The 24,799-nt window shown below is 74.4% G+C and carries 22 protein-coding genes; 14 read left to right on the top strand and 8 right to left on the bottom strand.

Annotated elements, in window-relative coordinates; translation table 11 throughout:
- Positions 1–178 precede the first annotated feature (178 nt).
- From ACZ6TV_RS18180 to ACZ6TV_RS18165, 4 genes are all read left to right on the top strand, one after another.
- Positions 179–685, top strand: coding sequence for an SPW repeat protein (locus tag ACZ6TV_RS18180; protein ID WP_465298331.1), 507 nt, complete (start codon positions 179–181; stop codon positions 683–685).
- Positions 686–779: 94 nt separating this feature from the next.
- Positions 780–1,889, top strand: coding sequence for an acyltransferase family protein (locus tag ACZ6TV_RS18175; RefSeq protein WP_465298330.1), 1,110 nt, complete (start codon positions 780–782; stop codon positions 1,887–1,889).
- A gap of 93 nt (positions 1,890–1,982) precedes the next feature.
- Positions 1,983–2,801, top strand: a complete 819-nt coding sequence (locus ACZ6TV_RS18170) for an alpha/beta hydrolase (protein WP_465298329.1) — start codon at positions 1,983–1,985, stop codon at positions 2,799–2,801.
- 22 nt (positions 2,802–2,823) lie between these two features.
- Entirely contained in the window at positions 2,824–3,612 is a 789-nt protein-coding gene (locus ACZ6TV_RS18165) for an SDR family NAD(P)-dependent oxidoreductase (protein WP_465298328.1), read from the top strand.
- On the opposite strand, the gene ACZ6TV_RS18160 is transcribed toward ACZ6TV_RS18165, so the two are convergent.
- On the bottom strand, positions 3,599–6,328 hold the full coding sequence (locus ACZ6TV_RS18160; protein ID WP_465298327.1) for a helix-turn-helix transcriptional regulator: 2,730 nt from the start codon (positions 6,326–6,328) through the stop codon (positions 3,599–3,601). The two genes, ACZ6TV_RS18165 and ACZ6TV_RS18160, sit on opposite strands and share 14 nt — an antisense overlap.
- A gap of 241 nt (positions 6,329–6,569) precedes the next feature.
- On the opposite strand from ACZ6TV_RS18160, the gene ACZ6TV_RS18155 reads away from it, so the two are divergent.
- Positions 6,570–9,542 (top strand): LuxR C-terminal-related transcriptional regulator, encoded by a 2,973-nt coding sequence (locus ACZ6TV_RS18155; RefSeq protein WP_465298326.1) that lies wholly within the window; start codon positions 6,570–6,572, stop codon positions 9,540–9,542.
- Positions 9,543–9,603: 61 nt separating this feature from the next.
- Here the strand turns inward: ACZ6TV_RS18155 and ACZ6TV_RS18150 are convergent, their stop codons facing one another.
- From ACZ6TV_RS18150 to ACZ6TV_RS18140, 3 genes are read right to left on the bottom strand one after another with little or no spacing between them, the layout of a single operon-like run.
- On the bottom strand, positions 9,604–10,239 hold the full coding sequence (locus ACZ6TV_RS18150; protein WP_465298325.1) for a hypothetical protein: 636 nt from the start codon (positions 10,237–10,239) through the stop codon (positions 9,604–9,606).
- A 33-nt stretch (positions 10,240–10,272) separates the two neighbouring features.
- Complete coding sequence (locus tag ACZ6TV_RS18145; protein WP_465298324.1) at positions 10,273–10,788, bottom strand: DinB family protein; 516 nt, start codon at positions 10,786–10,788, stop codon at positions 10,273–10,275.
- Positions 10,789–10,795: 7 nt separating this feature from the next.
- Positions 10,796–11,167 (bottom strand): group I truncated hemoglobin, encoded by a 372-nt coding sequence (locus tag ACZ6TV_RS18140; RefSeq protein ID WP_465298323.1) that lies wholly within the window; start codon positions 11,165–11,167, stop codon positions 10,796–10,798.
- Between the two features lie 116 nt (positions 11,168–11,283).
- Here ACZ6TV_RS18140 and pgm point away from each other — a divergent pair, with 116 nt between their 5' ends.
- The gene (gene pgm, locus ACZ6TV_RS18135) at positions 11,284–12,915 is read left to right on the top strand and encodes a phosphoglucomutase (alpha-D-glucose-1,6-bisphosphate-dependent) (protein ID WP_465298322.1); all 1,632 of its coding nucleotides are present in this window, start codon (positions 11,284–11,286) and stop codon (positions 12,913–12,915) included.
- A gap of 46 nt (positions 12,916–12,961) precedes the next feature.
- Here the strand turns inward: pgm and ACZ6TV_RS18130 are convergent, their stop codons facing one another.
- Positions 12,962–13,588 carry an adenylate kinase gene (locus ACZ6TV_RS18130; protein WP_465298321.1) on the bottom strand — a complete coding sequence of 209 codons (627 nt, stop codon included), beginning with the start codon at positions 13,586–13,588 and terminating at the stop codon, positions 12,962–12,964.
- A 170-nt stretch (positions 13,589–13,758) separates the two neighbouring features.
- Entirely contained in the window at positions 13,759–14,136 is a 378-nt protein-coding gene (locus ACZ6TV_RS18125; RefSeq protein ID WP_354780539.1) for an FKBP-type peptidyl-prolyl cis-trans isomerase, read from the bottom strand.
- Positions 14,137–14,333: 197 nt separating this feature from the next.
- On the opposite strand from ACZ6TV_RS18125, the gene ACZ6TV_RS18120 reads away from it, so the two are divergent.
- From ACZ6TV_RS18120 to ACZ6TV_RS18110, 3 genes are read left to right on the top strand one after another with little or no spacing between them, the layout of a single operon-like run.
- On the top strand, positions 14,334–14,879 hold the full coding sequence (locus ACZ6TV_RS18120) for a hypothetical protein (protein WP_465298320.1): 546 nt from the start codon (positions 14,334–14,336) through the stop codon (positions 14,877–14,879).
- 58 nt (positions 14,880–14,937) lie between these two features.
- Complete coding sequence (locus ACZ6TV_RS18115) at positions 14,938–15,528, top strand: hypothetical protein (RefSeq protein ID WP_465298319.1); 591 nt, start codon at positions 14,938–14,940, stop codon at positions 15,526–15,528.
- Positions 15,529–15,581: 53 nt separating this feature from the next.
- Positions 15,582–16,169, top strand: a complete 588-nt coding sequence (locus tag ACZ6TV_RS18110; protein ID WP_465298318.1) for a hypothetical protein — start codon at positions 15,582–15,584, stop codon at positions 16,167–16,169.
- On the opposite strand, the gene ACZ6TV_RS18105 is transcribed toward ACZ6TV_RS18110, so the two are convergent.
- Positions 16,146–16,835, bottom strand: a complete 690-nt coding sequence (locus tag ACZ6TV_RS18105; protein WP_465298317.1) for a type 1 glutamine amidotransferase domain-containing protein — start codon at positions 16,833–16,835, stop codon at positions 16,146–16,148. The two genes, ACZ6TV_RS18110 and ACZ6TV_RS18105, sit on opposite strands and share 24 nt — an antisense overlap.
- A gap of 70 nt (positions 16,836–16,905) precedes the next feature.
- Here ACZ6TV_RS18105 and ACZ6TV_RS18100 point away from each other — a divergent pair, with 70 nt between their 5' ends.
- From ACZ6TV_RS18100 to ACZ6TV_RS18085, 4 genes are all read left to right on the top strand, one after another.
- Positions 16,906–17,757, top strand: coding sequence for a LysR family transcriptional regulator (locus ACZ6TV_RS18100; protein WP_465298316.1), 852 nt, complete (start codon positions 16,906–16,908; stop codon positions 17,755–17,757).
- A gap of 18 nt (positions 17,758–17,775) precedes the next feature.
- Positions 17,776–19,173: a sigma 54-interacting transcriptional regulator gene (locus ACZ6TV_RS18095; protein WP_465298315.1), complete on the top strand. Its 1,398-nt coding sequence runs from the start codon at positions 17,776–17,778 to the stop codon at positions 19,171–19,173.
- A 4-nt stretch (positions 19,174–19,177) separates the two neighbouring features.
- Positions 19,178–21,133, top strand: a complete 1,956-nt coding sequence (locus ACZ6TV_RS18090; RefSeq protein WP_465298314.1) for a vWA domain-containing protein — start codon at positions 19,178–19,180, stop codon at positions 21,131–21,133.
- Positions 21,134–21,210: 77 nt separating this feature from the next.
- Positions 21,211–21,366 (top strand): DUF6131 family protein, encoded by a 156-nt coding sequence (locus ACZ6TV_RS18085; protein WP_203853177.1) that lies wholly within the window; start codon positions 21,211–21,213, stop codon positions 21,364–21,366.
- Positions 21,367–21,445: 79 nt separating this feature from the next.
- Here ACZ6TV_RS18085 and ACZ6TV_RS18080 read toward each other — a convergent pair whose 3' ends face one another.
- Positions 21,446–23,257, bottom strand: coding sequence for a tetratricopeptide repeat protein (locus ACZ6TV_RS18080; protein ID WP_465298313.1), 1,812 nt, complete (start codon positions 23,255–23,257; stop codon positions 21,446–21,448).
- 84 nt (positions 23,258–23,341) lie between these two features.
- Between ACZ6TV_RS18080 and ACZ6TV_RS18075 the strand changes: the two genes are divergently transcribed.
- Complete coding sequence (locus ACZ6TV_RS18075; RefSeq protein ID WP_465298312.1) at positions 23,342–24,796, top strand: hypothetical protein; 1,455 nt, start codon at positions 23,342–23,344, stop codon at positions 24,794–24,796.
- The last annotated feature ends 3 nt before the right edge of the window (positions 24,797–24,799 follow it).

Raw genomic sequence — 24,799 nt, 5'->3', positions numbered from 1 at the left:
CCTCCTCTTTCCGCCCCTAAGTCCACCCGCCCCCAGAGAGCGCCACCCCCCCCTCCCCCCCCCCCCCCCCAAAAAAGGTGTGCGAGCGGCTGTCCCCCCCCCCCCCCCCCCCCCGCACCGTGTTAGTTCTCGCCCGAACGGGTTAGTGCACGGATCCGAACAAGGAAAGGGGACCGTCATGACCCGCCCGATCGCGGACCTCGACCAGCATCCGGACATCGTGGAGCTGCGGGCCCGCTACGACAGTGCGGCGGAGACGCCGACCGCCCACGTCACCGACGGCGCGCTGATGCTCGCCGGGCTCTACCTCGCCCTGTCGCCGTGGATCCTCGGGTTCGCAATCTTCGAGCCCGACCTCGCGGTCAACAACTTCATTTGCGGGGTGCTCGTCACCGCCCTGGCCGCCGGCTTCACCGTCGCCTACGGCCGGACCCACGGGGTGACCTGGGTGCCCGTCGTCATCGGCGTCTGGACCTTCGTCGCGCCATGGGTCATCCAGGGCGCGCACCCCAGCGGCGGCTCCATCGCCAGCAACATCGTCATCGCCCTCGTCATCGTGGCTCTCGGCCTGGCGACCATGAGTCTGCGGGGCATCCGTGGCCGCACCGGGGAGGGCCGCGGCGGCGCCGGTGCGAACTGGAGCGACCGTGACCGCGGCCGGGGTCGCGACGACATCAACCGGTGACCTCAACGTCGCTGAAAGTTACCACTGGTCACATCGGGGTGAATTCTTCCCGGCCCGGTGGGCGCGGGCCGGGAAGAGTGACTAGACATCAAACGTGAACCGCGACAGCCGTCTGCCGGCCCTCACCGGCCTGCGCTGGGCGGCGGCGCTCGTCGTGTTCGGTCAGCACACCCTCGAACTGTTCTACGACCCGGACCTGGTCGCCCCGAAACCGGTCCGGGCCGTCCTCTGGGCCATGCTCGTCAACGGCGGCGCCATGGGCGTCTCGTTCTTCTTCGTCCTGTCCGGCTTCGTCCTGACCTGGTCCGCCCGCGACGCCGTGCGGGCGCGCACCTTCTGGTGGCGCCGCTTCAGCAAGATCTACCCCGCGACCCTGGTCACGACCCTGCTCGCCCTCCTCGTCGTCGGCGGCACCGGCCCCCTGCAGCTCGCCGCGCACCTGACCCTCACCCAGACGTGGTTCCCGGACGCCGCGGTGTTCGGCGCGCTCAACCCGGTGAGCTGGTCCCTCTCGTGCGAAGCCTTCTTCTATCTGTGTTTTCCGCTGGTGTACGGGCAGCTGCGCCGGCTCGGCCCTACGGGCCTGTGGACCGTCGCGGCGGGGCTGGCCGGTGCGGTCATCGTGGCCGGCCTCGCGCTCACCACGGCGGACCGGCCGTTCGCCCTCTGGCTCGGATACATGTTCCCACCGGTCCGCATGGCCGAGTTCACCCTCGGGATCGCGGTCGCCCTGCTCGTCCGGGCGGGTGCCTGGCGCGGGCCGGGGCTGCGCTGGTCCTTCGCCCTGCTCGGGGCCGGCGCCCTGGCCGCGCTGACGGTGCCCTATCCGCTCAACCAGCACGCCCTGACCCTCGTGCCGGTCACCCTCGTCGTCGCCGCGGCCGCCCGGGCCGACCTCACCGGCGTGCGGACCATCTGGACCCGGCCGGTGCTGCTGTACCTGGGGGAGGTGTCGTTCGCCTTCTACCTGGTGCACTACCTGACGTACCTGGCCTACGGCCGTCTCGGCCTGCTCCCGCACCACGCCACGCCACTGGTCGCGGCCCTGGTCACGGTGTCGGTCCTCGCGATCAGCCTCCTCGCCGCGATGGCCGTCCACCACTGCGTCGAACTTCCGGCGGTCGGTCTGCTGCGGCCACGTCGCGCCGCCGTTGAGGCGCCGCTGCCTGCGGTCGCGGTCGCGGCCACGAACACCACCACATGAGAGGACTGGGGACTTTCCTGGGTTCGAAGGGGCCGTCCGCCGTGGTGCCCTGGTGTTGCCGGCGGCTGGCGCCGGCCCGATCGGGAGGCGATCATGAGCACGCGACGACCCGTCCTCTTCATCCACGGACTCTGGCTGCACGCCAGCTCGTGGGACCTGTGGATCGAGGCGTTCGAGCAGGCCGGCTACCCGGCGTCCGCACCGGGCTGGCCGGGCGACCCGGCGACGGTCGCGGAGGCCCGGGCCAACCCGGAGAGCATCGCCGACCACGGCATCGACGACGTCGTCGCGCACTACGCGGAGATCATCCGGGCCATGGACGTGAAGCCGATCCTGGTCGGGCACTCCTTCGGCGGGATGATCGCGCAGAAGCTGCTCGGGCAGGACCTCGCCGCCGCCGCGGTCGCGATCGACGCCGCACAGATCAAGGGCGTCCTGCCGCTGCCGCTGTCGGCGCTGCGGGCCACGCTGCCGGTGTTCAAGAACCCCGCGAACCGGCACCGGTCCGTGTCGCTGACGGCGGAGCAGTTCCGGTACGCGTTCGGCAACGCCGTCACGCCGGAGGAGTCCGACGAGCTGTTCGAGCGGTGGACGATCCCGGCGCCCGGCAAGCCGCTGTTCGAGGCGGCCGCGGCGAACTTCGACCCGCACTCGCCGGCCAAGGTGGACACCGCCAACGAGCTGCGCGGGCCGCTGCTGCTCATGACGGGCGGCAAGGACCACACCGTGCCCGAGTCGGTCACCCGCGCCACGCTGAAGCAGTACCGGCACTCCAGCGCGATCACCGAGATCATGGACTTCCCGGACCGGGCGCACTCCCTGACGATCGACAGCGGCTGGCGCGAGGTCGCCGACGCGGCCCTGGCCTGGCTGGACACGCACGCCGACGCGATCGAGCGGTCCGCCGCGTGAACGCGCCCACCAGGAGGTCGCCGTGGACCTGCAGCTGACCGGCAAGGTCGCGGTCGTCACCGGGGCCAGCCGGGGCATCGGCCTGGCCGTCGTGCGGGCGCTGGCCGCCGAGGGGGTGCGGGTGGTGGCCGGAGCCAGGAACGTCGGCGGTGAGCTGGCGGCGCTGGCCGAGGACGGCACCGTGCGACCGGTCCCGGTCGACCTGGCCACCGGGGACGGCCCGGCCCGGCTGATCGAAGCCGCCGCCGCCGCGTTCGGCCGCATCGACCTGCTCGTCAACAACGTCGGCGGGGTGCGCCCGCGCCCGGACGGCTTCCTGGCGATCCCGGACGAGGCGTGGGCCGAGACCCTGAACATCAACTTCCTCGCCCACGTCCGGACCGTCCGGGCCGCGTGGCCGCACCTGTGCGCCACCGGCAACGCCGCCGTCGTCACGATCGCGTCGGTCAACGCGGCGCTGCCCGACCCGCTCGTCATCGACTACAGCGCCGCGAAGGCCGCCCTGGTCAACTTCTCCAAGGCGATGTCGAAGGAGGGGGGTCCCAAGGGCGTGCGGTGCAACACGATCAGCCCCGGGCCGGTCAGCACCGACCTGTGGCTCGGCGACGGCGGCGTCGCCGCCACCCTCGCCCGGGACCGGGGCGGCGACCCCGGGCAGATCGCGGAGGGCGCCGCGCGGCAGTCGGTGACCGGGCGGTTCACCGAGCCGGAGGAGGTCGCGGCGCTGGTGCTGTACCTCGCCGGGGACCTGGCCGCTAACGTGACCGGCGCCAACTTCACCGTCGACGGCGGCCTGGTCACCAGTCTGTGAGGTCACCGACGATCGGTGGCAGCTGAGCCCGGGCGGTGATCCCGAGCTTGGGGAAGATGTTGTGCAGGTGCGTGCTGACCGTGCGGTGCGAGAGGTACAGGGCCTGGCCGATCTCCCGGTTGGTCATGCCCTGCGCCGCCAGCTGGGCGATCTGCAGCTCCTGCGGGGTGAGCTCGGCCCGTCCGGTCGCGGGCCGGGCGCGGCTGGTCTCGCCGGCGGCGCGCAGCTCCTGCCCGGCCCGCTCCGCCCACGGCGCGACACCGAGCGCGTCGAAGGCGCTGCGGGCCGCCCGCAACGGCGCCCGCGACGCGACGGTCCTGCGCTGCCGGCGCAGCCATTGGCCGTACGCGAGCTGCGTCCGGGCCCGCGAGAACACCCACCTGGCCGTCTCGCCGGCGAGCGCCGCACGGAACAACGCCTCCGCGTGCTCGTCGTCGGCGAGCACGGCCCGGGCATGGCGCAGCCCGGCGTGCAGGGCCGGCGACGAGCTGCGCCGTCCGGCCGCCTCGAGATCGGCGACCACTGCGGCGGCCTCGTCCCGGTGCCCGCTGTGGAAGGCCGCCTCGACCAGGTCGATCAGGGCCGTGCAGCGCAGCCCGGCGTGGAATGCCGGGTCGGCCGGCTCGTGCATCCGGCACAGTTCGCCGTACGCGTCCGCGTACCGCCCGTCGGCCAGCGCCGCGCGCCCGCGGGCGAGCTGGACCATCGCCAGCACCGGCCGGACGGCCGCGGCGACCCCACGCCGCTCGGTCTCGTCGGCCAGCACCGCCGCCCGGTCCGCCTGCCCGCCCAGCGCGGCCAGCACCGCCGCGGCCGACTCGGCGATGCCGTGGTACAGCGGCTGCGACGTCTCCAGCGCCAGCCGGCCGGCCTCCTCGGCGGCCGGGACCCCCGCGCTCAGGTCGCCCTGGACCGCCGCATACCAGGCCATCGCGGCGAGGGCCCGGGTCAGCGACCCCAGGCGGCCCTGCGCCCGCAGATCCGGGACCGATGCCGTGGAGCACAGCTCCGCGAGGTCGAAGGCGCCGACGACGGTCGCCGCGGCGCCGAGCTGGCGCAGCGTCTGCGCCTCGGACCCGGCGTGGGCCGCGAACCCCCGCAGGCCGTCGATCACGACCGAACCCCGCTCGACCGGCGCCGCGAACGCGAGGATGGTCAGCCGCTCCGGATGATCCGCCGCGACCGGCAGGGACTCCGTCACCTCCACGACGCGGCGGACGGCCTCGGCGTCGGCACCGGAGAAGAAGCAGCGCAGCGCCGCACTGGTGAGCAGGCGCATGGCGAGCCGGAGGCCGTCGTCGTGCCGTTCCAGCCGGGCGGCGACCTCGGCGGCGACCTCGGCCAGCGCGGCCGGTCCGGTCTTCTGGTCGCGCAGGCCGTCACCGAAGCTCGACTCGACCCAAAGCCGCCTCGCCCGCTGGGTGAACGACAGGCTCCCGGAGCCGACCTCCTGCAGCAGGGCGCCGACGATGTCGTGCCGGCCCAGGTCGACCGCCAGCTCGGCGGCGCGCAGCAGCCGGTCGGTGCGCCGGCCGGGATCGACCGTCAGCTGGCCGGAGCGTTGCAGCGCCGCGACCGCGGGCACCACCGCACCGCGGCGCTGCGCGCCGGTCGCCGCCCGCTCCAGGTCGTCGGCAACGGCGTCGTCCGGGGCGTGGGACGCCCCGGCGCGGTGCCACACCCAGCGGTCGGCCTGCCCGCGCACGACATCGGCCAGGGCGGCGTGCGCCGCGAGCCGCTCGGCGGGCGCCGCCCGCTGCTGGATCGCCGAGCGCATCAGCGGATGCCGGAAGCGGATGCTCGCCCGGTCCAGGTCGACCAGCCCGGCGGCGATCGCGGGCGTCAGGTCGTGCACCGTCACCGCACCGCCGGTGACGGCCGCGGCGGCGTCCATCGCCTCGGCCAGCGCGTCGCCGTCGTTGACCGCCGCGACCAGCAGCAGCGCCCGCGCCGGTCCGGGCAGCCCGGACACCCGCGCCGCGAACGCCTCCTCCAGCCTGGCGGTCAACGCGCCGGCACTCCGGCCGCGGGCGTCGATCGGCAGCTCGACCAGCGCCAGCGGGTTGCCGGCCGCCTCGTCCAGCAGCTGCCGCCGCGGCCCGGCCGGCAGCCCCGGCGCCCGCGCGTCGACGACGGCCGCCGCCGCCACGTCGTCCAGGCGCTCCAGGCGCAGCTGCTCGAGCCCGGCGGCGAACGGCCCGGCGTAGCCCTCCCGCATCGCCGCCAGCAGCACGATCGGGTCGGAGCCCAGGCGGCGGGCGACGAACGTGAGCGCGTCGGCGCTGGGCGCGTCCAGCCAGTGCGCGTCCTCCACGACCAGCAGCGCCCCGGACTCGGCGGCCGCCTCGCCGAGCAGGTTGAGCACCGCCAGCGCGACGAGGAACAGGTCCGGCGCGGTGCCGTGCGCCATGCCGAACGCCGTCAGCACCGCCTCCCGCTGGGGACCGGGCAGGTCCTCGGCCCGGCCGAGCACGGGCCGGATCAGCTGGTGCAGCCCGGCGAACGGCAGCCGCGACTCCGCCTCCGTGCCGGCCGCCGACAGCACCAGCAGCCCCTCGTCGCCGGCCGCCGACACGGCCTGCCGCAGCAGCGCCGACTTGCCGATGCCGGCCTCGCCGCGCACCACCAGCGCACCACCGCCACCACCGGCACGGCGCGCCGAGGCGACGAACTCGGCCAGCCGCCGCGACTCCCGCTCACGACCGAACAGCGTCATTCCTCATCCGCATCTGCCGGCGATCACCCCGCACCGGCACCGAAGCGTAGACCGTCACGTGACGTATGGAGACCCCCGTCCGCCGCCGCCTACGGTACGTACCGTGATCGCGCCGTCATTGGCACCAGCCGGGTCCGCATCGCCGCCGTTGCACGGACGGTCGCAGGAGTGCGCGGCCGTCGAAGAACTCGTCGCCGCCGTCCGGACCGGCACGGGCACCGGCACGGGCACGGGCTTGGGCTTGGGCGCAGGCACGAGCGCCGGCGCGGGTGGGGGTGCCGTGCTCGTGCTCGCCGGTGAGGCCGGGGTCGGCAAGACGCGGCTGCTGGAGCACGCGGCGGCGGCCGCCGGGGACCTTCGGGTCACCCGGGTCGCCGGGGTCGAGCCGGAGCACCGGCTGGCGTACGCCGGGCTGCACCGGCTGCTCCGGCCGTTCCTCAGCCGGATGGACCGGCTCCCCGGACCGCAGCGCGCCGCCCTCGCCGGGGCGTTCGGGCTGGCCGCCGGGTCCACTGTGGACGCGTTCCTGGTCGGTCTCGCCGCCCTCGCCCTGCTCGCCGACGGCCTGCCGCTGCTCTGCCTGGTCGACGACGCCCAGTGGCTGGACCGCGAGACCCTGGCCGTGCTGGCCTTCGTGTCCCGGCGGCTGGACACCGGCGGCGCCGGCCTGCTGATCGCCGCCTCGGACGAGCCGGGCCCGCCCCGCGAGCTGGACGGCCTGCCCACCCTCGCGATCGCCGGGCTGCCGGCCGCGGCCGCCCGCGACCTGCTGACCCGGACCGCGCCGGGGCCGGTCGCGCGGCCGGTCGCGGACCGGATCGTCGCCGGGACCGGCGGCAACCCGCTCGCGCTGATCGACCTGACCGCCCGGCTGTCCGGGGAGCAGCTCGCCGGCGGCGCCCCGTTGCCCGACCCGCTGCCGCTGCACCGCGGCCTGGAGGCGTACCTGCTGCGCAAGGTCCACCGGCTGCCGGCGGCCACGCAGTCGCTGCTCCTGCTCGTCGCCGCGGCCGGCACACGGTCACCGTCGGCCTGGATCGCGGCGCCCCGGTCGCCTTCGGGCGGAGCCGCGGCGGACCGGTCGCTTTTGGGCGGCGCCGTGACGGACCGGTCGCTCTTGGGCGGCGCCGCGGCGGACCGGTCGCTCTTGGGTGGAGCCGCGGCGGACCGGTCGCTCTTGGGTGGAGCCGCGGCGGACCGGTCGCTCTTGGGTGGAGCCGCGGCGGACCGGTCGACGGCCGTTGGTGGCGCGGCGGTGCGGCCGGCGTTCGGCAGTGCCGCGGCGGTGCCCGTTGTGGACGACGACGCGTTGCTGTGGCGTGCCGCGGCCCGGCTCGGGCTGCCGCCCGACGCCGCCGACCCGGCGATCGCCGACGGCATCCTGACCACGGCCCACGGCATCGCCTTCCGTCACCCCCTGATGCGTTCCGCGGTCCACGGCACCGCCCCCGCGGCGCAGCGGCGCAGGGTGCACGCGGCGCTGGCCGAGGCGACCGACCGGGACGCCAGCCCGGACCGCCGGGCCTGGCACCTCGCCCAGGCCACCGCGGGCCTCGACGAGAGCGTCGCCGGTGAGCTCGAACGCGCCGCGCCGCAGGCCCACGTCAGCGGCGGCTACGCGTCCCTGGCGACGTTCCTGTCTCGGGCCGCCGACCTGACCCCCGACCCCCGGCCCCGGGCCCGCCGCCTGCTCGCCGCCGCGGGCGCGCACCTCGCCGCCGACGACCCGGTCGCGGCCCGGCGGCGCCTCGCGCAGGCCACACCAGCCCTGCACACGCCCGTCCTGCGGGCGACCGCGCACCGGCTCCGCGCCGCGCTGGACTGGCTCGGCGGCGGGGTCGCGAACGTGACACCGGCCGCGATGCTGGCGGTCGCCGAGGACACCGACCTGCCCGACGACCTGCGCCACGGCGCCCTGTACGAGGCGCTCGTCGCCGCCGTCGTGGCCGGCCGGCACACGGCCGGCACGACCCGCACCGAGGTGGCCCGCGCCGCGCTGCTCGCGGCCGGTCGCGCCGACGGCCCGACCACCACCGTGCGCCTGCTGGTCGAAGCCCTGGCCACGCGCCTCGCCGTCGGGTACGCCCCGGCGGTGCCGCTGCTGCGCGCCGCGGCGACGGCCGTGCGCGCCGAGCGGGAGCTGGCACCCGTCGGGCCCTTCGCCCTGGCGGGCCGCCACCTCATCGCCGAGGACCTGTGGGACGACGAGGGCTTCCTCGCGGGCCTGCGGCACGCCGAAGCGCTCGCCAGGCAGCGCGGCGCGCTGCAGACCGTCATCGCCGCGCTGATCGGCCTGGCGACGGCCGCCACGTGGTCCGGCGACCTCGAGCGGGCCGCCGCCTGTCACGCCGAGGCCGCCGAGACGGGCAACCTCATCGGCAGCCCGGCCGGCGACACGTCGTACCAGGTCGAACTCCTGGCCTGGCGGGGCCTCGAAGGACCGGCCCGGGCCGCCGCCGACACGGCGATCACGGTCTGGGAGGAGCGACGCGGGTTCGGCTCACTCGGCGACAACGCCCGCAACTGCCTGGCGATCCTGGAGCTCGGCCTCGGCCGGTACACCGACGCGCTGGAGCACCTGCGGCCGGCCTTCCGCGACGACGGCATCATCCACGGCAACCGCATGCTGCCCAACCTCGTCGAGGCCGCCGTCCGCGCCGGCGACCCCGGGACCGCCCGGGCGGCGCTCGCCCGGCTCAGCGCCCGGGCCACCGCCAGCGGCACCCCATGGGCCCTGGGCGTGCTGGCCCGCTCCCGCGCGCTGCTGGCCACCGACACCGACGCCGAGGCGCTCTACCACCAGGCGGCGACGCACCTGGCCGGCACGACCGTCACCACCGAGCTCGCCCGCACCCACCTCCTGCACGGCGAGTGGCTGCGCCGCCGCAAACGCCGCACCGAGGCGAGAGCGGCGCTGCAGACCGCGTACGACGCCTTCGCGGCCATGGGCGCGCACGCCTTCGCCGACCGGGCCCGCACCGAGCTGTCGGCGACCGGTCAGCGGGCCCGCCCCCGTACCGTGGCGGCCACCCGGGAACTGACCCCGCAGGAGCGTCAGGTCGCGGCCCTCGCCGCCCAGGGCGCGACCAACACGGAGATCGCCACCCGCCTGTTCATCACCACCTCCACCGTCGAGTACCACCTCAACAAGATCTTCCGGAAGCTCGGCGTCACCTCCCGGCGGCACCTCACCCAGGCCCTCGCCCGGTCCTGACGCCGCCGCCCGGCCGGGCCGCACCGGCCGGCGACGGTGTCCCGGTGGGTCGCCGTCGTGCTCACCCGTTGACGGCCAGCCAGGCGGTGACCTGGTTGTGCTGGGTGGCGCGGTCTTCCCAGAAAGCGTTGACGGACGGCTGGGTGCGCAGCTCGCGCAGGTGGGCGGCCGGGTGCGGGGCGGCGAGCAGAGCGGCCCAGGTCGCGAGGAACGGGGTGAGGTCGTCGACGGCGTTGCCGAGGGCGCAGAGGACGTCGTCGGCGAAGAAGGTCGACGACGCCGGGTCGGTGGTGAGGGTGCCGAGCCAGAGTGCGTCGAGGAAGCCCCGGACGGCTGCCTGCTCGGAAGGGGCCCACGTCGTCCAGCCGGCGTGGCGGAGGCGGCCGAGGAACGGCTCGATCGTCGGGTAGGCCATGAAGCCGGCGTCCGGGCCGCCGAACCCCTCGGTGACGCTGATCTCGAGCAGCCGGGGCAGGAAGTGCCGGAAGTCGTCGGCCGAACCGGCCGTGAACGGCGCTGCCGTCGCGTACGGGGCAAGGGCCAGTGCCGGCAGCGACCGCTGCGGTACAGGCTGCAGCAGCGCCGAAGCGTCGGACGGCAACCAGCAGCACGGGCAGCCCTCGACGGACGCCGGGCGGGGGACGGCACCGAAAACCTCGTACAGCGTGTCGATCGCCGAGGCGAGGCTGCGGTGCACGGCGGCCACGATAGCTGTGGCGGCGGGACGGTGTCAGCCGGTTTCGCCGTCGATGCGCTGGCGGAGGAGGTCGGCGTGGCCGTTGTGGCGGGCGTACTCCTGGATGAGGTGCAGGTAGACGGCGCGCAGGGACATGGGGCCGCGTTGGCGGTCCTCGAAGAAGTCGTCCAGGGCGGCGCCGGCGACCGCGACGCGGGACGACTGCCACTGCGCGATCAGCATGCCGTAGTCCTCCTCCGCGCTCGTGGAGGAGGCCTCGTCGAAGGCGGCGTCGGGTGCGTCGTCGCGGCGGTACAGGTACGGGACCGGGGTGCCGCGGAAGCGGAGGTGGAACCATTCCCGCTCGACGTCGGTGACGTGGCGCAGCAGGCCGAGCAGCGACAGCGTCGACGGGGGAGTGGAGCGCTGGGCGAGCTCCTCACCCGTGAGGCCGGTGCACTTGCCGACCAGGACGGCGCGCTGCCAGTCGAGGAAGCCTTCGAGCAGGGTTCGCTCGTCGGCGACGAGCGAACCTCCGAACGGCGGTGCGTCGGGCGCGGTCCACGTCATGTGTGGATCATTGCACGGCGGCGACGATGTCGGGCTTCACCTGCAGCAGGGTGTCCTCGACGGCGGCGACGACGTCGCGCGGGGCGTGGGCCAGGAAGAGCGCGGCCAGGGCGAGGTCGACGACCCGGGTGTAGTGGCCGTCGGTGATCGCCAGGTCCCGGTGCGAGTCGGCCAGTTCGCGGCCCGTGTACTCGGCGGGGCCGCCCAGCACCTGGGACAGCAGCGCCGCCATGTGCCGCTTCAGCGACTCGACGGTGACGTTCTCGAAGTAGGGGGAGAGCTCCTCGTCGGTGAGGATCCAGGTGTACAGCTGGTCGACGACGTGCTTGACGGCGGGGCCGCCGCCGACCCGGGAATACATCGACACCGCGGTGGTCATCATCGCCTCGCTGGGGTGATAGGGGCCATCGATGCGCGGGAGTGTAACGGCGGTTTGTTTCCGGTGATGGCCCAGTCGTGTCGCACCGGGAAGGGCGACGTGGCAACGTATGCGGTATGTCCGTCCATCCCCGTGCCGGCACGCCGGCGCAGCGTTCCGACCTCGTCGACGTCCCGCGACTCATCACCAGTTACTACGCCGAGCACCCCGACGTGTCCGACCCCGCGCAGCAGGTCGCGTTCGGCACGTCCGGGCACCGCGGGTCGAGCCTGCGCCGCTCGTTCAACGAGGACCACATCGTCGCGGTGAGCCAGGCGATCTGTGAGTACCGGGCGGCTCAGGGGTACACGGGACCCCTCTTCGTCGGCAAGGACACCCACGCCCTGTCGGAGCCGGCGACGGTCAGCGCCCTCGAGGTGTTCGCCGCCAACGGGGTACAGGTGCTCATCGACAGCCGCGACGGGTACACGCCGACGCCCGCCCTGTCGCACGCGATCCTCACCCACCGGCACCTCGGCGCGGACGGGGTCGTGGTGACCCCGTCGCACAACCCGCCGGAGGACGGCGGGTTCAAGTACAACCCGCCGCACGGCGGGCCCGCCGACACCGACGTCACAAAGTGGATCCAGGACCGCGCGAACGCGATCCTGGCCGGCGGCCTCAAAGACGTCCGGCGGATCCCCTATGCGCGGGCGTTGAACAAGGACACCACCGGGCGGTTCGACTTCCTCGCCGCGTACGTCGACGACCTGCCGTCCGTCATCGACATCGCGGCGATCGCGAACGCCGGGGTCCGCATCGGCGCCGACCCGCTCGGCGGTGCGAGCGTCGCGTACTGGGGCGCCATCGCGGAACGGCACAAGCTGGACCTGACCGTGGTCAACCCGGACGTCGACCCGACGTTCGGGTTCATGACCCTCGACTGGGACGGCAAGATCCGCATGGACTGCTCGTCGCCGAACGCGATGGCGTCGCTGATCGGCAAGCGCGCCGAGTATCAGGTCGCCACCGGCAACGACGCGGACGCGGACCGGCACGGGATCGTCACCCCCGACGCGGGCCTGATGAACCCCAACCACTTCCTCGCCGTCGCCATCCAGTACCTGTTCGGCAACAGGGACGGCTGGGCGAAGGACGCCGCGATCGGCAAGACGCTCGTGTCGTCGTCGATGATCGACCGGGTGGCGGCGGATCTCGGCCGCACGCTCATCGAGGTCCCCGTCGGCTTCAAATGGTTCGTGCCGGGGCTGCTGGACGGCTCCGTCGGGTTCGGCGGTGAGGAGAGCGCCGGGGCGTCGTTCCTGCGCCGCAACGGCGACGTGTGGACCACCGACAAGGACGGCCTGCTGCTGTGCCTGCTCGCCGCGGAGATCATCGCGACGACGGGCCGGTCGCCGAGCGAGCACTACGCGGACCTCGTCGCGCGGCACGGCGCGCCGGCGTACGCGCGGATCGACGTCGCGTCGACCCGTGAGGAGAAGGCGGTGCTGGGCAAGCTGTCGCCGGAGCAGGTGACGGCGACGGACCTGGCCGGCGAGCCGATCACGGCGAAGCTGACCGCCGCGCCCGGCAACGGCGCCGCGCTCGGCGGGCTGAAGGTCGTCACGGCGTCCGGCTGGTTCGCGGCGCGGCCGTCCGGCACCGAGGACGTCTACAAGGTCTACGCGGAGTCGTTCCAGGGCCCCGAGCATCTGGAGCGCATCCAGCAGGAGGCCCGCGGCGTCGTCTCGGCCGCGCTGTCCGGCTGAAACGACGGAAGGGCCCGGCAGCAGCCGGGCCCTTCCGGACGAACGCTTACGCGGCGGCGGCGCGGGTCGCGGCCGGGCGCTGCTTGAACGCCCGCTGCAGCTGCACCACGATCGACCAGGTCACCTCGCCGACGGGGCGGGCGCCGTTGACCTGGATGAGCAGCTCACGCTGCTGGTAGTAGTCCAGCAGGGGGCGGGTCTTCTCCTCATACACCTTGATCCGGTGCTTGATCACGTCGACGGTGTCGTCGGCGCCGCGGGCCCGGGCCAGCATCCGCCGGGTCAGCTCGTCCTCGGGCACGTCGAGGTGGATCGCGATCTGCACGCCGACCCCGAGGTCACCGGCGGTGCGATAGGCCGCCTCGGCCTGCTCGACGGTGCGCGGGAAGCCGTCCAGGACGTAACCGCCGTCGGCGTTCGCCGCGAGGACCGGCTTGCGGAGCATGTCCATGATGATCGAGTCGGGGACCAGCTCACCCTTGTTGACGATCTCCTCGACCGTGCGGCCGATCGTCGTGCCCTCGGCGATGTTCTTGCGGAGCAGGTCGCCGCTGGCGATGTGGGTGATGCCGAACTGCTGCGCGATCAGCTGGGCCTGAGTGCCTTTGCCGGCGCCCGGCGCGCCGATCATCAGGATGCGCTTGGCGCGCGGTGCCGCCGACTGCAATGTCATCTGCACACCCCTCTATGGCGTTGTGACGTGGTGAAAAAGCCTGCCGGCCGACGCCGATGGTCCAGCATCCCACCTCGATGTCCGGGTCGGGCTGAGCGTCCGCTGTGAATTACCGCATTGCAATCCATGGGTCCGGTGGGAATACCGGACCCATGGACGGGTATTCGGACTTACCGGGTGCCGACGAGGTCCACCACGAAGACCAGGGTCTCGCCCGGCTTGATGAGGCCGCCGCCGGCGCCCCGGCTGCCGTAGCCCAGGTGCGGCGGGATGACCAGCTTGCGCCGGCCGCCGACCTTCATGCCGGCCACGCCCTGGTCCCATCCGGCGATGACCTGGCCCTGACCGAGGCCGAAGTCGAACGTGCCGCCACGGTTCCACGACGCGTCGAACTCCTTGCCCGTCGACAGGGACACGCCCACGTAGTGGACGCTGACCTGCTGGCCGGGGCGGGCCTCCGCGCCGTCACCGACGGTGATGTCCTCGACCACGAGGTCGGCGGGCGGCGGGCCGTCGGGCAGGGTCACGTCGGGCTTGCTGAGCGCCATGCGAAAACTCCTTGGCGGAATCGGTTGCTTGCGGTCACGTGCAGCGTCCATCCTGCCGTACGCGCCGCGAGGTGGCGCGCGACCACCCCGCAAACGGCCCTGTGATGAGCACGGGGTGAGTCTGGACCGGTCGCGGTGACCGGTCGTACGCTGAGCGTGATGGCGGACGGCAGGCGCCCAGGCGCCCATGCGCCCCGGTGCGGCAGGCATTCTGGCTGGTCATCGGCGCGCTCACGCTGGCCGCGACGCAAGCGGTCGCGGCCGCGGTCCTCCTTGCCCGCTTCGACACCACCCACCGCGCGCACGGCACGTGGTCGGTCGCCGAGCAGGCCCAGGTCGACAGCGTCCACGGCCGGCTCGCCGTCGCCGTCATCCTCGGCGCCGGCATCGCCGTCCTGCTCGCCGGCGCCGCGCTCGCCGTCCCGCGCCGCACCGCCGCCACCCGCACCGCCGTCACCGGCGCGGCCCTCTTCGCCGGGACCGCGCTGCTGCTCGGCGTCACCCTCGCCGCCGACAACGCGCTGCTCGCCGCCGGCGCCGACGAGCTCGCCGACCTGGAGCAGCTGCTGCCGGTCTGGTTCTCCGCGCTCGCCTCCGGCGTCGTCACCGGCGTCATCGTCCTGCTCGCCGCCGCCCTGCTGCGGATGGGCCGCGACCCGGCCGTCGACTACTACCACGCCCGCGGCCCGGCGGCGCCCTGGCGCGGTTTCACCTCGTGGCACGACATCGTGAACCGGCCCTGATCACGCCTTGATGAACGGGGTCGCCCGGGACCCGCCGCCGGCCCTACGCTGACCGGCGATGACTGACAACTTCCGGCTCGACCCGGCGCCCGCCCTGGTGCGGCGGGCGTTCTGGCTCGCCGCCGTCGGCTTCCTGCTGGTCCTCGCGAAGACCGTCGCCGCCGGGACCCTGTTCGCCGGGTTCGACGGCACGTACGAGACCGGCGCCGGCCAGCCGTGGAGCCCCGGCTTCGACCTGATCGCCGACGAGATCCGCTGGCGGCTGGCCATGGCCCTGATCGTCGGCGTGGCCGTGACGCTCATCGTCGGCGCCGCCGCCATGGCCGTCGGGCGCCGTGGCGACGGCAGCCGGACCCTCGTCGGGTTCCTCGCGCTCGTCGCGGCCGCCGCGCTCGTCCTCGGCGTGACGTTCAGCCCCGAGAGCGCCATCGCCGCGGACGACTCGGTGTCCCTCGCGCACTACGAGACGCTGGTCCCGGCCTGGTTCCAGGCGCTGTCCGCCGTCACCGTCCTCGGCGTCGTCGTGCTGTTCGGCGTCGTGTTCGCCCGGATGGGCAAGGCGGCGGCCGCCGACTACTACCAGGACTACGACCCGGCCGCCCGGTGGCGCGGCTTCGGGTCCTGGCTGGACTTCTTCCGGCGCCGCTGATCATCCGCCCGCCCACCCCGGATCACCGGCGGGCACCACCTACCCTGGAAGCGATGGGAGACGACACGCTGCTGAGCAGGCGCCCGGCCGCGCCCGTCCGGCGGGCGTTCTGGCTGGTCGTCGGCGCGGTCGGCCTGCTCGCCGCGCAGACCGCCGCGGCGGCGGTGCTCCTCGGCCGGTTCGGCGGCGCCTACACCGAGCACGGCCCGTGGAGCATCGGGGAGCAGACGCAGCTGGACAGCATGCACACCCGGCTGGCGCTGACCGTCGTCCTCGGCGCGGGCATGGCCCTGCTGCTCACGGGGGCGGCGACGGCGATCCCGCGCCGGCACATCGGCACCCGCGTCGTCGTCGGGTTCGCCGCCCTGCTCGCCGGGGTCGTGCTCCTGCTCGGCGTGGTGATCAACCCCGACAACGCGCTGCTCGCCTCGGGCCCCGCCGAGGAGGCGCACCTCTACAAGGTGCTGCCGCTGTGGTTCTCGGTGCTGTCCTCAACCGCGGTCACCGGCGTGCTGGTGGCGCTCGCCGCCGCGTTCGTGCTCCTCGGCCGGGACGCGGCCCACGACTACTACCACTATCAGGGGCCGCGGAGCGCCTGGTCCGGCTTCAGCACCTGGTCACAGGCCGCCAGGGACCGCTGAGCCGGACTCCTGGGGCACCGGCTGAGACACCAGCTGGAGCATCGCCTCCGCGACGCCGGTCGCGCTCGCCGGGTTCTGGCCCGTCACCAGACGGCCGTCGCGGACCACCCACGGCTGCCACGGCGCCGCCGCGGTGTGCCGCGCGCCGGCCGCCTCGAGGCGCCGCTGCAGCGAGAACGGCACCACCTCGGTCAGCCCGGCCAGGTGCTCCTCCTCGTCGGTGAACCCGGCGACGTCCCGGCCCGCCAGCAGGTGCCCGCCGTCGGAGAGGGTGACGTCGACCAGTCCGGCCGGACCGTGGCAGACGGCACCGATGACGCCGCCCCGCTCGTACACCTGCCGGATCAACGACCGCAGCGCCGTGGCGGCCGGGAAGTCCCACATGGTGCCGTGCCCGCCGGCGAGGAACACCGCGCCGAACGCGGCCGGGTCGACCTGGTCGACGGCTGGGGTGTCGTGGCCGAGGGCGGCGAGGAAGTCCTCGTGGCCCTCGGTGTCGCCGTCGCGGGGCGGGTCGCCGCCGAGGACCGACGCGACGGTCACCGGGTGCCCCGCCTTGGTGAACACCGTCCACGGGTGGGCCGCCTCCGACACGTAGTAGCCGGTGCGGCGGCCGGTGTCGCCGAGGGAGGAATGGCTGGTCAGGACGATCAGGATCGCTGTCATACCGGACAGCCTGCCCCGGGACGGCCATCGGCACCAATCACGAACGGACACCGGTACCATAGGAAATCCTATGGCAGTCTCGCTGGACCTCCTGCGGACGTTCCTCGCCGTCCACCGGGAGGGGTCCGTCACGGGCGCGGCCCGGCGCCTCGCCCTGTCGCAGCCGACCGTCACCGCGCAGCTGCAGGCCCTCGAGGCGGCGCTCGGCCGGCCGCTGTTCGTCCGGCAGCCGCGCGGCGTCGCGCCGACCCCGGCCGCCGACCTGCTGGCCAGGCAGGTCGCCGGCCCGCTGGACGACCTCGCCGGCGTCGCCGAACGCCCCGAGGAGGGCAGCGTGCGGCTCGGCGGCGCCGCCGAGTTCCTCACCGACCTGGTCCTGCCGGCCCTCGCCGGGCTCGTCGCCGGTGGCCTGAAGCTGCGGGTCACGCTCGGCCTGTCCGACGACCTCGCCGACGCCCTCGCCGCCGGGACCCTCGACCTCGCCGTCCTCACCAGCCGCCCCCGGCGCCGCCCGGTCCGCGCCGACCCGCTCTACGACGAGGAGTTCGTCCTCGTCGCCGCCCGCCCCTGCGACGTCGCGGCCACCCCGCTCGTCAGCTACGCCGAGGAGCTGCCGATCATCCGCCGGTACTGGCGCAGCGTCTTCGACCAGAAGCAGCACCGCACGGCGGACGTGGTGGTGCCGAACCTGCACGCCGTCCGCGCGCTCGTCCTCGCCGGTGCCGGATGCAGCGTGCTGCCGGAGTACCTCGTCCGGGCGGATCTGGCCGCGGGCCGTCTCGTGCTGCTGCACGACCCGCCGGTACCCCCGCTGAACACGCTGTTCCTGGCCCACCGCGCCGGTCCGGCCGCCCCCGCCGTCGCCGCGGTCCGGGCCCGGCTGCTGGAGGAGTTCCGCGCCGTTTCGCCGATGGAAACGTAACCGCGCTACGTTCAGACGGTGACCCAGCCTTTGGACCTGCCCCGCACCGTGGGCGAGCTGCGATCGAGCGGCCACCGGTTCCGCACCGTCAAGCAAGAGCTCCGCGACAACCTGCTGGCCAAGCTCCGATCCGGCGAGCCCCGCTTCCCCGGCATCGTCGGCTACGAAGACACCGTCCTGCCCGAGCTCGAGCGGGCCATCCTCGCCGGCCACGACCTGGTCCTGCTCGGCGAGCGCGGCCAGGGCAAGACCCGCGTCATCCGCGGCCTCGTGTCGCTGCTGGACGAGTGGACCCCCGTCATCGCCGGGTCCGAGCTCAACGAGCACCCGTATGAGCCGATCACGCCCGCGTCGCAGCGGCTCGCCCTCGAGGCCGGCGACGCGCTGCCCGTGGACTGGCTGCACCGCTCGAAGCGTTACGGGGAGAAGCTCGCCACCCCCGACACGTCCGTCGGTGACCTCATCGGCGACGTCGACCCGATCCGGGTCGCGCAGGGCCGCACCCTCGGCGACCCGGAGACCATCCACTTCGGACTCGTCCCGCGCACCAACCGCGGCATCTTCGCCGTCAACGAGCTGCCCGACCTCGCCGAGCGCATCCAGGTGTCGTTGCTCAACGTCCTGGAGGAGCGCGACATCCAGGTCCGCGGCTACCAGCTGCGCCTGCCCCTGGACGTGCTGCTCGTGGCCAGCGCCAACCCCGAGGACTACACCAACCGCGGCCGGATCATCACGCCGCTGAAGGACCGCTTCGGCGCCGAGATCCGCACCCACTACCCCCTCGATCTGGAGCTGGAGACCGACCTGATCCAGCAGGAGGCCCAGCTGGTGGCGCAGGTCCCCGGGCACGTCCTGGAGGTCCTCGCCCGCTTCACCCGCGCCGTGCGGGAGTCGCCGGCCGTCGACTCGCGCTCCGGCGTGTCGGCCCGCTTCGCGATCGCGGCGGCCGAGACCGTCGCCGCGTCCGCGCTGCGCCGCGGCGGGCTGCTCGGCGACGACAAGCCCGTCGCCCGGGTCGGCGACACCGTGTCGGTCACCAGCACGCTGCGCGGCAAGGTCGAGTTCGACAGCGGCGAGGAAGGCCGCGAGATCGAGATCCTCGCGCACCTGCTGCGCACCGCCACCGCCGACACGTTCCGGGCCCGGCTCGCCGGCCTCGACCTGTCCGGCTTCACCGACCTCGTCGCCGAGGGCGCCGTCATCGAGACCGGTGAGCTCGCCGGCGCCGACGACATCCTGCAGCAGGTCGGCACCGTCCCCGGCCTGGCGAAGGTCCTGGAGCGGCTCGGGCTCGGCGACGCGCCCAGCCGCGGCGAGGCCGCCGCCGGCATCGAGTTCGTCCTCGAGGGCCTGCACCTCACCAGACGGCTGTCCAAGGATCTCACCGAGGACGGCCGCACCGTCTACGGAGGCTGAGCACGTGCGTCACAACAGGTTCCGGTATGGGGCGTGGCGCGGCGGGCCCGACCCGCTCTCCCCGCCCTACGACGTGCGCGCCGCCGTCGACCAGGTCGGCGCCGAGGTCCTCGACGGCGGCAGCCTCCGCGACGCGTTGCGCAACCTCCTGCGCAACGGTCCTCAGGACGGCGGCCGCGGCCTCGACGACCTCCTCGCCAGGGCACGGCGGCTGCGCCGGGAGGCGATGCGCCGCGGCGACCTCGACGGCGCCGTCACCCGCGCCCAGCAGCTGCTGGACCAGGCCGTCGCCACCGAACGCGACGCCCTCGCCCAGCTCGACTCCGACGACGCCCGCTTCGCCGAGACGCAGCTGGCCAGCCTGCCCCGGTCCACGGCGAAAGCCGTCGAGGAGCTGTCCGGATACGAGTGGACGTCGCCCGAGGCGAAGGCGATCTACCAGCAGATCCTCGACCAGCTCCGCGACGAGGTCCTCGGCCAGCGGTTCCAGGGCATGAAGGAGGCGCTGCAGGACCCCGCCATGGCCGCCCGCATGGGGCAGATGCTGGAGGACCTCAACGACCTCCTCGCCAAGCACGCCCGCGGCGAGAACACCGACGACGCGTTCGCGCAGTTCATGGCCCGGCACGGCGACTTCTTCCCCGAGCAGCCCGGCACCGTCGACGAGCTCATCGACGCGCTCGCCCGCCGCGCCGCCGCCGGGGAGCGCCTCATGCGGTCCCTCAGCCCCCAGCAGCGCGCCGAGCTGCAGTCGCTGATGGAGCAGTCCCTGGGCAGCCTCGCCGGGCAGATGGCCGCCCTCACCGACAACCTGCGCTCGCTGCGCCCCGACCTCAACTGGGGCCGCGGCGAACGGGTCCGCGGCGAGCGCGACCTCGGCTACGGCGAAGCCGCCGGCGCCCTCGAAGAAATCGGTGACCTCGACGACCTCCTCGACCAGCTCGGCCAGGAGCACCCCGGCGCGACCCTCGACGACGTCGACGTGGAGGCGGTGGAGCGGCAGCTCGGCCGGTCCGCGGCCGACGACCTGCGCCGCCTGCGGGAGCTGGAGCAGCAGCTGCGCCGGCAGGGCTGGGTCACCCGCGGCGCCGACGGGCTCACGCTCAGCCCGAAGGCGCTGCGCCGGCTCGGCGGCACCGCGCTGCGGACCGTCTTCGCCGACCTCACCGCCGGCCGCAAGGGCCAGCACGACCTGCGCGACGCCGGTGCCGCGGGCGAGCTCACCGGGGCGTCGCGGCGCTGGCAGTACGGCGACGAGCAGCCCATCGACGTCGTGCGCACCATCGGCAACGCGGTCCGCCGCCAGGCCACCGGCGGCACGGCCGTCCTGCCGATCGCGCTGGACGTCGAGGACTTCGAGATCGCCGAGACCGAACGGCGCGTGTCGGCCGCCGTCGCGCTCTGCGTCGACCTGTCCTTCTCGATGATGGCCGACGGCCGGTGGGGCCCGATGAAACAGGCCGCCCTCGCGCTGTCGCACCTCGTCGCGACCCGGTTCCCGCAGGACGCGCTGCAGATCATCGGGTTCGGCCGGTACGCCATGAAACTGTCCGTCGAGGAGCTCGCCGCCGTCGAACCCGACTACGTGCAGGGCACCAACCTGCAGCACGCCCTGATGCTCGCCGGGCGGCACCTGCGCCGGCACCCGGGCTCCGACCCGGTCGTCCTCGTGGTCACCGACGGCGAGCCGACCGCGCACCTGCTGGAGGACGGCACCTCGCACTTCCGCTGGCCGTCCACCCGGGAGACGGTCAACGCGACCGTCCACGAGGTCGACCAGCTGACCCGCTACGGCGCCGTCCTCAACGTGTTCATGCTCGGCGAGGACCCCGGGCTGCGCCGCTTCGTCGACGCCGTCGCCCGGCGCAGCGGCGGCCGGGTCTTCACCCCGGAGGCCGGTGACCTGGGCCGATACGTCGTCTCCGACTACATCCGCGCCCGCCGGGGCCGCCGCGGGTGATCCGTGTTTCAGATGAGCCGGGGGAGGGGTACCTGAAGAACGTCCATGCAACACCCCCTCCTCCCCGGGAGCTGAAGATGATCGTCCTTGGCCTGATCCTGTTCCTGCTCGGGCTCTTCCTGCACGTCGGCATCCTGGAGACGATCGGCATCGTGCTGCTGATCGTGGGCGCGGTGCTCTGGATTCTGGGCGCCGTCGGTCGTCCGCTCGCCGGTCGCCGACACTACTGGTAAAGCCCACTCGCAAAGCTCCGGATGGCCGGCGGACCCCCGCCGGCCATCGGCGTCTCCGCACTCCCGCGGACCATGACCGCTACCGCTGACGCCGCCGGAAGAACCGGCCGAACCACGACGGGGCCGCCGGCTTCGCCGCGCCGGCGCCGGAGATCTCGCCGGCGAGGGCGAGGACGTCGGGGTGCATGCCCGGCACGATCCGGACCAGGTCCGCCAGCGAACCGCGGATCGTGACCGCCCGCGTCCGGGACGCCTGCGCCGCCGCGAGGAACCGGCGGCCGACCGTGTCACGGACCTCCGCCCGGCAGGCCGGGTCGAGCCACGCCGCGACCGTCAGGGCGAACAGCGCCGCCTCCGTCGTCCAGTCCTCCACACCCCACGCGATGTCCGTGAGCAGCCGCCGCTGCGCGGCCGTGTCGCCCGGGTCCGCCGGGTCGCGCAGCTCGCCGCAGTGCAGCAGGCCGAGACACGCGAACACCTGCGCCGAACGCTCCCACCAGCCGTCCGGCAGCTCCTCGAACCGTTCCGGCCGGGCGGGCGGGTGCACCAGCAGCGACAGCAGCTCCTCGACCGGCAGCTCGCCCAGCGGCATCGCGTGGTCGTAGGCGGCGACCGGGTGCGGCCAGACCGGACCGGCGAGACCGGCGAGCAACGCCCGGCTCGCCGCGGAAGCCGGCTCGACCGTCGGATAGGCGGTCGTCGTGTCGTACCGCCACAGCACCCGCACCTGCTTGAGCGGCCGCACCAGGTCGGCCGGCGCCGGCCCCTCCACCTCGACGGTCAGGCCCGGCACCGCGCGGCGCAGCAGGGCGAGGGCGCTCGGCACCTCCAGCGCGGACAGCGACATCCCGCCGTCCATCGTGGCCCGTTGCTCCGGCGGCACCCGGTGCAGCGTGTTCACGCACGCCTCCGTCGGCCCGGTGACCCGGCCCAGCCACGGGCGGCGTTCGCACGCCTGCGCCAGGTCGGCGTGCTCGTGGCTGACGACCGGGTGCTCACGCATGAAGTCGACCAGCGCCACCAGGTGCTTCGCGTCGCCGTCGCGCTGGAACCGCAGCCGCTGCGCCGTGTGGACCACGCAGTCGTAGTCCGCCCGGCGGCGTATCCCCTCGTCGAGCAGGTCGATCGCCTCGTCGACGCGGCCGGCGTCGGCGAGCCAGTTGGCCATGTCGGCGCACAGGTCCATCTCCTGCGGCATGGCCCGCCACGCCGCCCGCATCACCCGCAACGCCGCGTCGAGCCGGCCGTCGGCGCGCAGCGCGTACGCGTACCAGACCGACGTGAGCTTGTCCGGGTGCAGCCGGTGCCCGCGGGCGCCCCACCGGACCGCCTCCGCGGTGTCGCCGAACCGCCGGCCCAGCCCGGCCGCCGCGCCGTGCAGCAGGGCATGGTCCGGGTGCGCGGCGACGGACCGGCGGGCCAGATCCAGATACACCTCGTTGGCCTTCGCCACCGGCGGCGCCGCCGGGTCGCCGAGCCGCTGCATCACCCCGACGAACAACCTGGCCAGCTCGTCCGGGTCGAGCCCGGCCGGGTCGACGGCACGCACCCAGCTCACGTCCGCCCACGGCTGCCCGGGGTCGAACCCGGTCGCCTGCGCCAGCATCCGCAGCGACCCGAGCGGGTCCCCGGGCGCCGTGACGTGCGCCCTGGCCACGACCATGCCGACGAACACCGGCTCGCGCAGCGGGAACAGGTCGGAGATCGCGTCGCCGGCTCGTACCGTCAACGCCGCCAGCAGCTCATGGACCTCCGGCAGCCCCGGCGCCCACGCGATCGCGCCCGCGAGGTGGCCGGCGGCGTGCTCGAGGTCGTCCTCGGCGAGCGCCACCCTGGCGAGGGACAGCTCGCCGTGCGCCTGCGCCACCGGATCTTCGACATCGTCGGCCACCCGCGGAGACTAGAGCACGCCGAAGGGATGACGCCGGGCGGCGTGTGGGAAGCGCTCCCTGTCGATGCGGGGTAGCGTCGCCGCATGACCGAGGTCCGCCCCATACGCGAGCTCGCACCGCACCTGGTCTGGGAGGCGGTGCTCCTGCTCGCCGCCGGCGCCGTCGTCGCCGGCCTGTACAACGCCAACTCCGCCGTGTTCACCCGAGGTCAGGTGTGGGCGGGGATCGCGATCCTCGGCTTCGCCGCCTGCGGGCTGGCCCTGTCGCTGCGCACCGCGACGCCCAACCTGGCGATCGGCTCGATCGGTGTCCTGGCCGGCTGGGTGTTCGCCGAACGGGTCCGCGACGGCGCGTCCGTCACGGTCGGGTTCGTCGTCGCCGTCCTCGCCGCCGCCGGGGTCGGGCTGCTCCTCGCCCTGCTGACCGGCCTCACCTCGCTGCCCGCCTGGGCGGTGACCCTGGCCAGCACGTTCGTCATCTCCGCCGGGCTGCTCAAGGCCACCGAGGGGCAGCTCGTCCCGGTCCCGCGCAACCTCCGCGCCGACGGCTTCGGCCTGTGGGCGGTCGCCTTCGTGGTCGTCTCCGTCGCCGGCGCCGTCCTGTTCGCGCTGTCGGCCGTGCGGCGGCTGCTGTCGGCGAACCGGCCGGTCGACGGCGACGCCGACCCGTCCCGCTGGCGGTCGGCGAAGTTCGTCGGCGCCCTCGTCGGCATCGTCGGCTCCTCCGTCCTCGCCGGCGTCGCCGGGGTCCTGACGGCCCGGTTCACCAGCGCGGCGGCGTTCACCGAGTCCGGTCAGCTGCCGTACGCGATCGTCGCGTGCCTGCTCGGCGGCGTCAGCGTCTTCGGCCGCCGCGCCGGGGTGTTCGGGGTGGTCCTCGCGGTCGTCATCGTCGACGGGGTCCGCCGCTGGCTGGCCCTGGAGAACGTCGACGGGCCGACGACGATGCTGACGGTCGGGGTCATCGGCCTGGTCGGTCTGCTGGCGGTGTGGCTGCTCGAACTCGTCGGCCGGCGGGTCGCGCCGCTGTCGGCGGCCGTGCCGGGTCCCGCGCCGGCGGTCTCCGGGTTCCCGCCGCCGATGTACGCCGGTGGCTTCCCCCCGCCCGCGTTCGCGGGTGCGCCGGTCTCCGGGACGCCGGACTTCGCGCCCGGCGGGCCGCCGCCCGGTTTCACGGGCCCGCCGCCGCCGTTCGGGTCGCCGGCCGGGGTCGCCCCGCAGTCCGGGATCCCCGCGCAGTCGTCCGGGCAGGCGCCCGCGCAGCCGTCCGGGTATCCGGCCCCGCCGCCGCCGACCTCGGGCGGACCGGTGTTCGGGCAGCCGACCTATCCGAGCGGCCCGCCGGTGTCCGGCCCGCCCGCGCTCCCGCCGCCGGCCGGTGGGAACATCCCGCAGCCGTGGACGGTCCCCGCCGCCGGCGGACCCGCCCCGCAGGTCCCGGCGCAGCCGGCGTCACCGCCGGTCAGCGGACCGCCGAGCACCGACCCGCCGCCCGGCTACCCGCAGACCCCGCCGCCGAGCTGGCCCCCGCAGAGCTGACCA

The sequence above is a fragment of the Dactylosporangium sp. NPDC051087 genome, assembly GCF_055586325.1.
This window is presented reverse-complemented; position numbering and strand designations above follow the sequence as displayed.

Bases quoted from the DNA above. Each gene is read 5' to 3' on its own strand.
- ACZ6TV_RS18180 (WP_465298331.1), top strand. From the start codon at position 179: ATGACCCGCCCGATCGCGGACCTCGACCAGCATCCGGACATCGTGGAG.
- ACZ6TV_RS18170 (WP_465298329.1), top strand. From the start codon at position 1,983: ATGAGCACGCGACGACCCGTCCTCTTCATCCACGGACTCTGGCTGCAC.
- ACZ6TV_RS18160 (WP_465298327.1), bottom strand. From the start codon at position 6,328: ATGACGCTGTTCGGTCGTGAGCGGGAGTCGCGGCGGCTGGCCGAGTTC.
- ACZ6TV_RS18145 (WP_465298324.1), bottom strand. From the start codon at position 10,788: ATGACGTGGACCGCGCCCGACGCACCGCCGTTCGGAGGTTCGCTCGTC.
- ACZ6TV_RS18140 (WP_465298323.1), bottom strand. From the start codon at position 11,167: ATGACCACCGCGGTGTCGATGTATTCCCGGGTCGGCGGCGGCCCCGCC.
- pgm (WP_465298322.1), top strand. From the start codon at position 11,284: ATGTCCGTCCATCCCCGTGCCGGCACGCCGGCGCAGCGTTCCGACCTC.
- ACZ6TV_RS18130 (WP_465298321.1), bottom strand. From the start codon at position 13,588: ATGACATTGCAGTCGGCGGCACCGCGCGCCAAGCGCATCCTGATGATC.
- ACZ6TV_RS18125 (WP_354780539.1), bottom strand. From the start codon at position 14,136: ATGGCGCTCAGCAAGCCCGACGTGACCCTGCCCGACGGCCCGCCGCCC.
- ACZ6TV_RS18115 (WP_465298319.1), top strand. From the start codon at position 14,938: ATGACTGACAACTTCCGGCTCGACCCGGCGCCCGCCCTGGTGCGGCGG.
- ACZ6TV_RS18110 (WP_465298318.1), top strand. From the start codon at position 15,582: ATGGGAGACGACACGCTGCTGAGCAGGCGCCCGGCCGCGCCCGTCCGG.
- ACZ6TV_RS18105 (WP_465298317.1), bottom strand. From the start codon at position 16,835: ATGACAGCGATCCTGATCGTCCTGACCAGCCATTCCTCCCTCGGCGAC.
- ACZ6TV_RS18100 (WP_465298316.1), top strand. From the start codon at position 16,906: ATGGCAGTCTCGCTGGACCTCCTGCGGACGTTCCTCGCCGTCCACCGG.
- ACZ6TV_RS18085 (WP_203853177.1), top strand. From the start codon at position 21,211: ATGATCGTCCTTGGCCTGATCCTGTTCCTGCTCGGGCTCTTCCTGCAC.
- ACZ6TV_RS18075 (WP_465298312.1), top strand. From the start codon at position 23,342: ATGACCGAGGTCCGCCCCATACGCGAGCTCGCACCGCACCTGGTCTGG.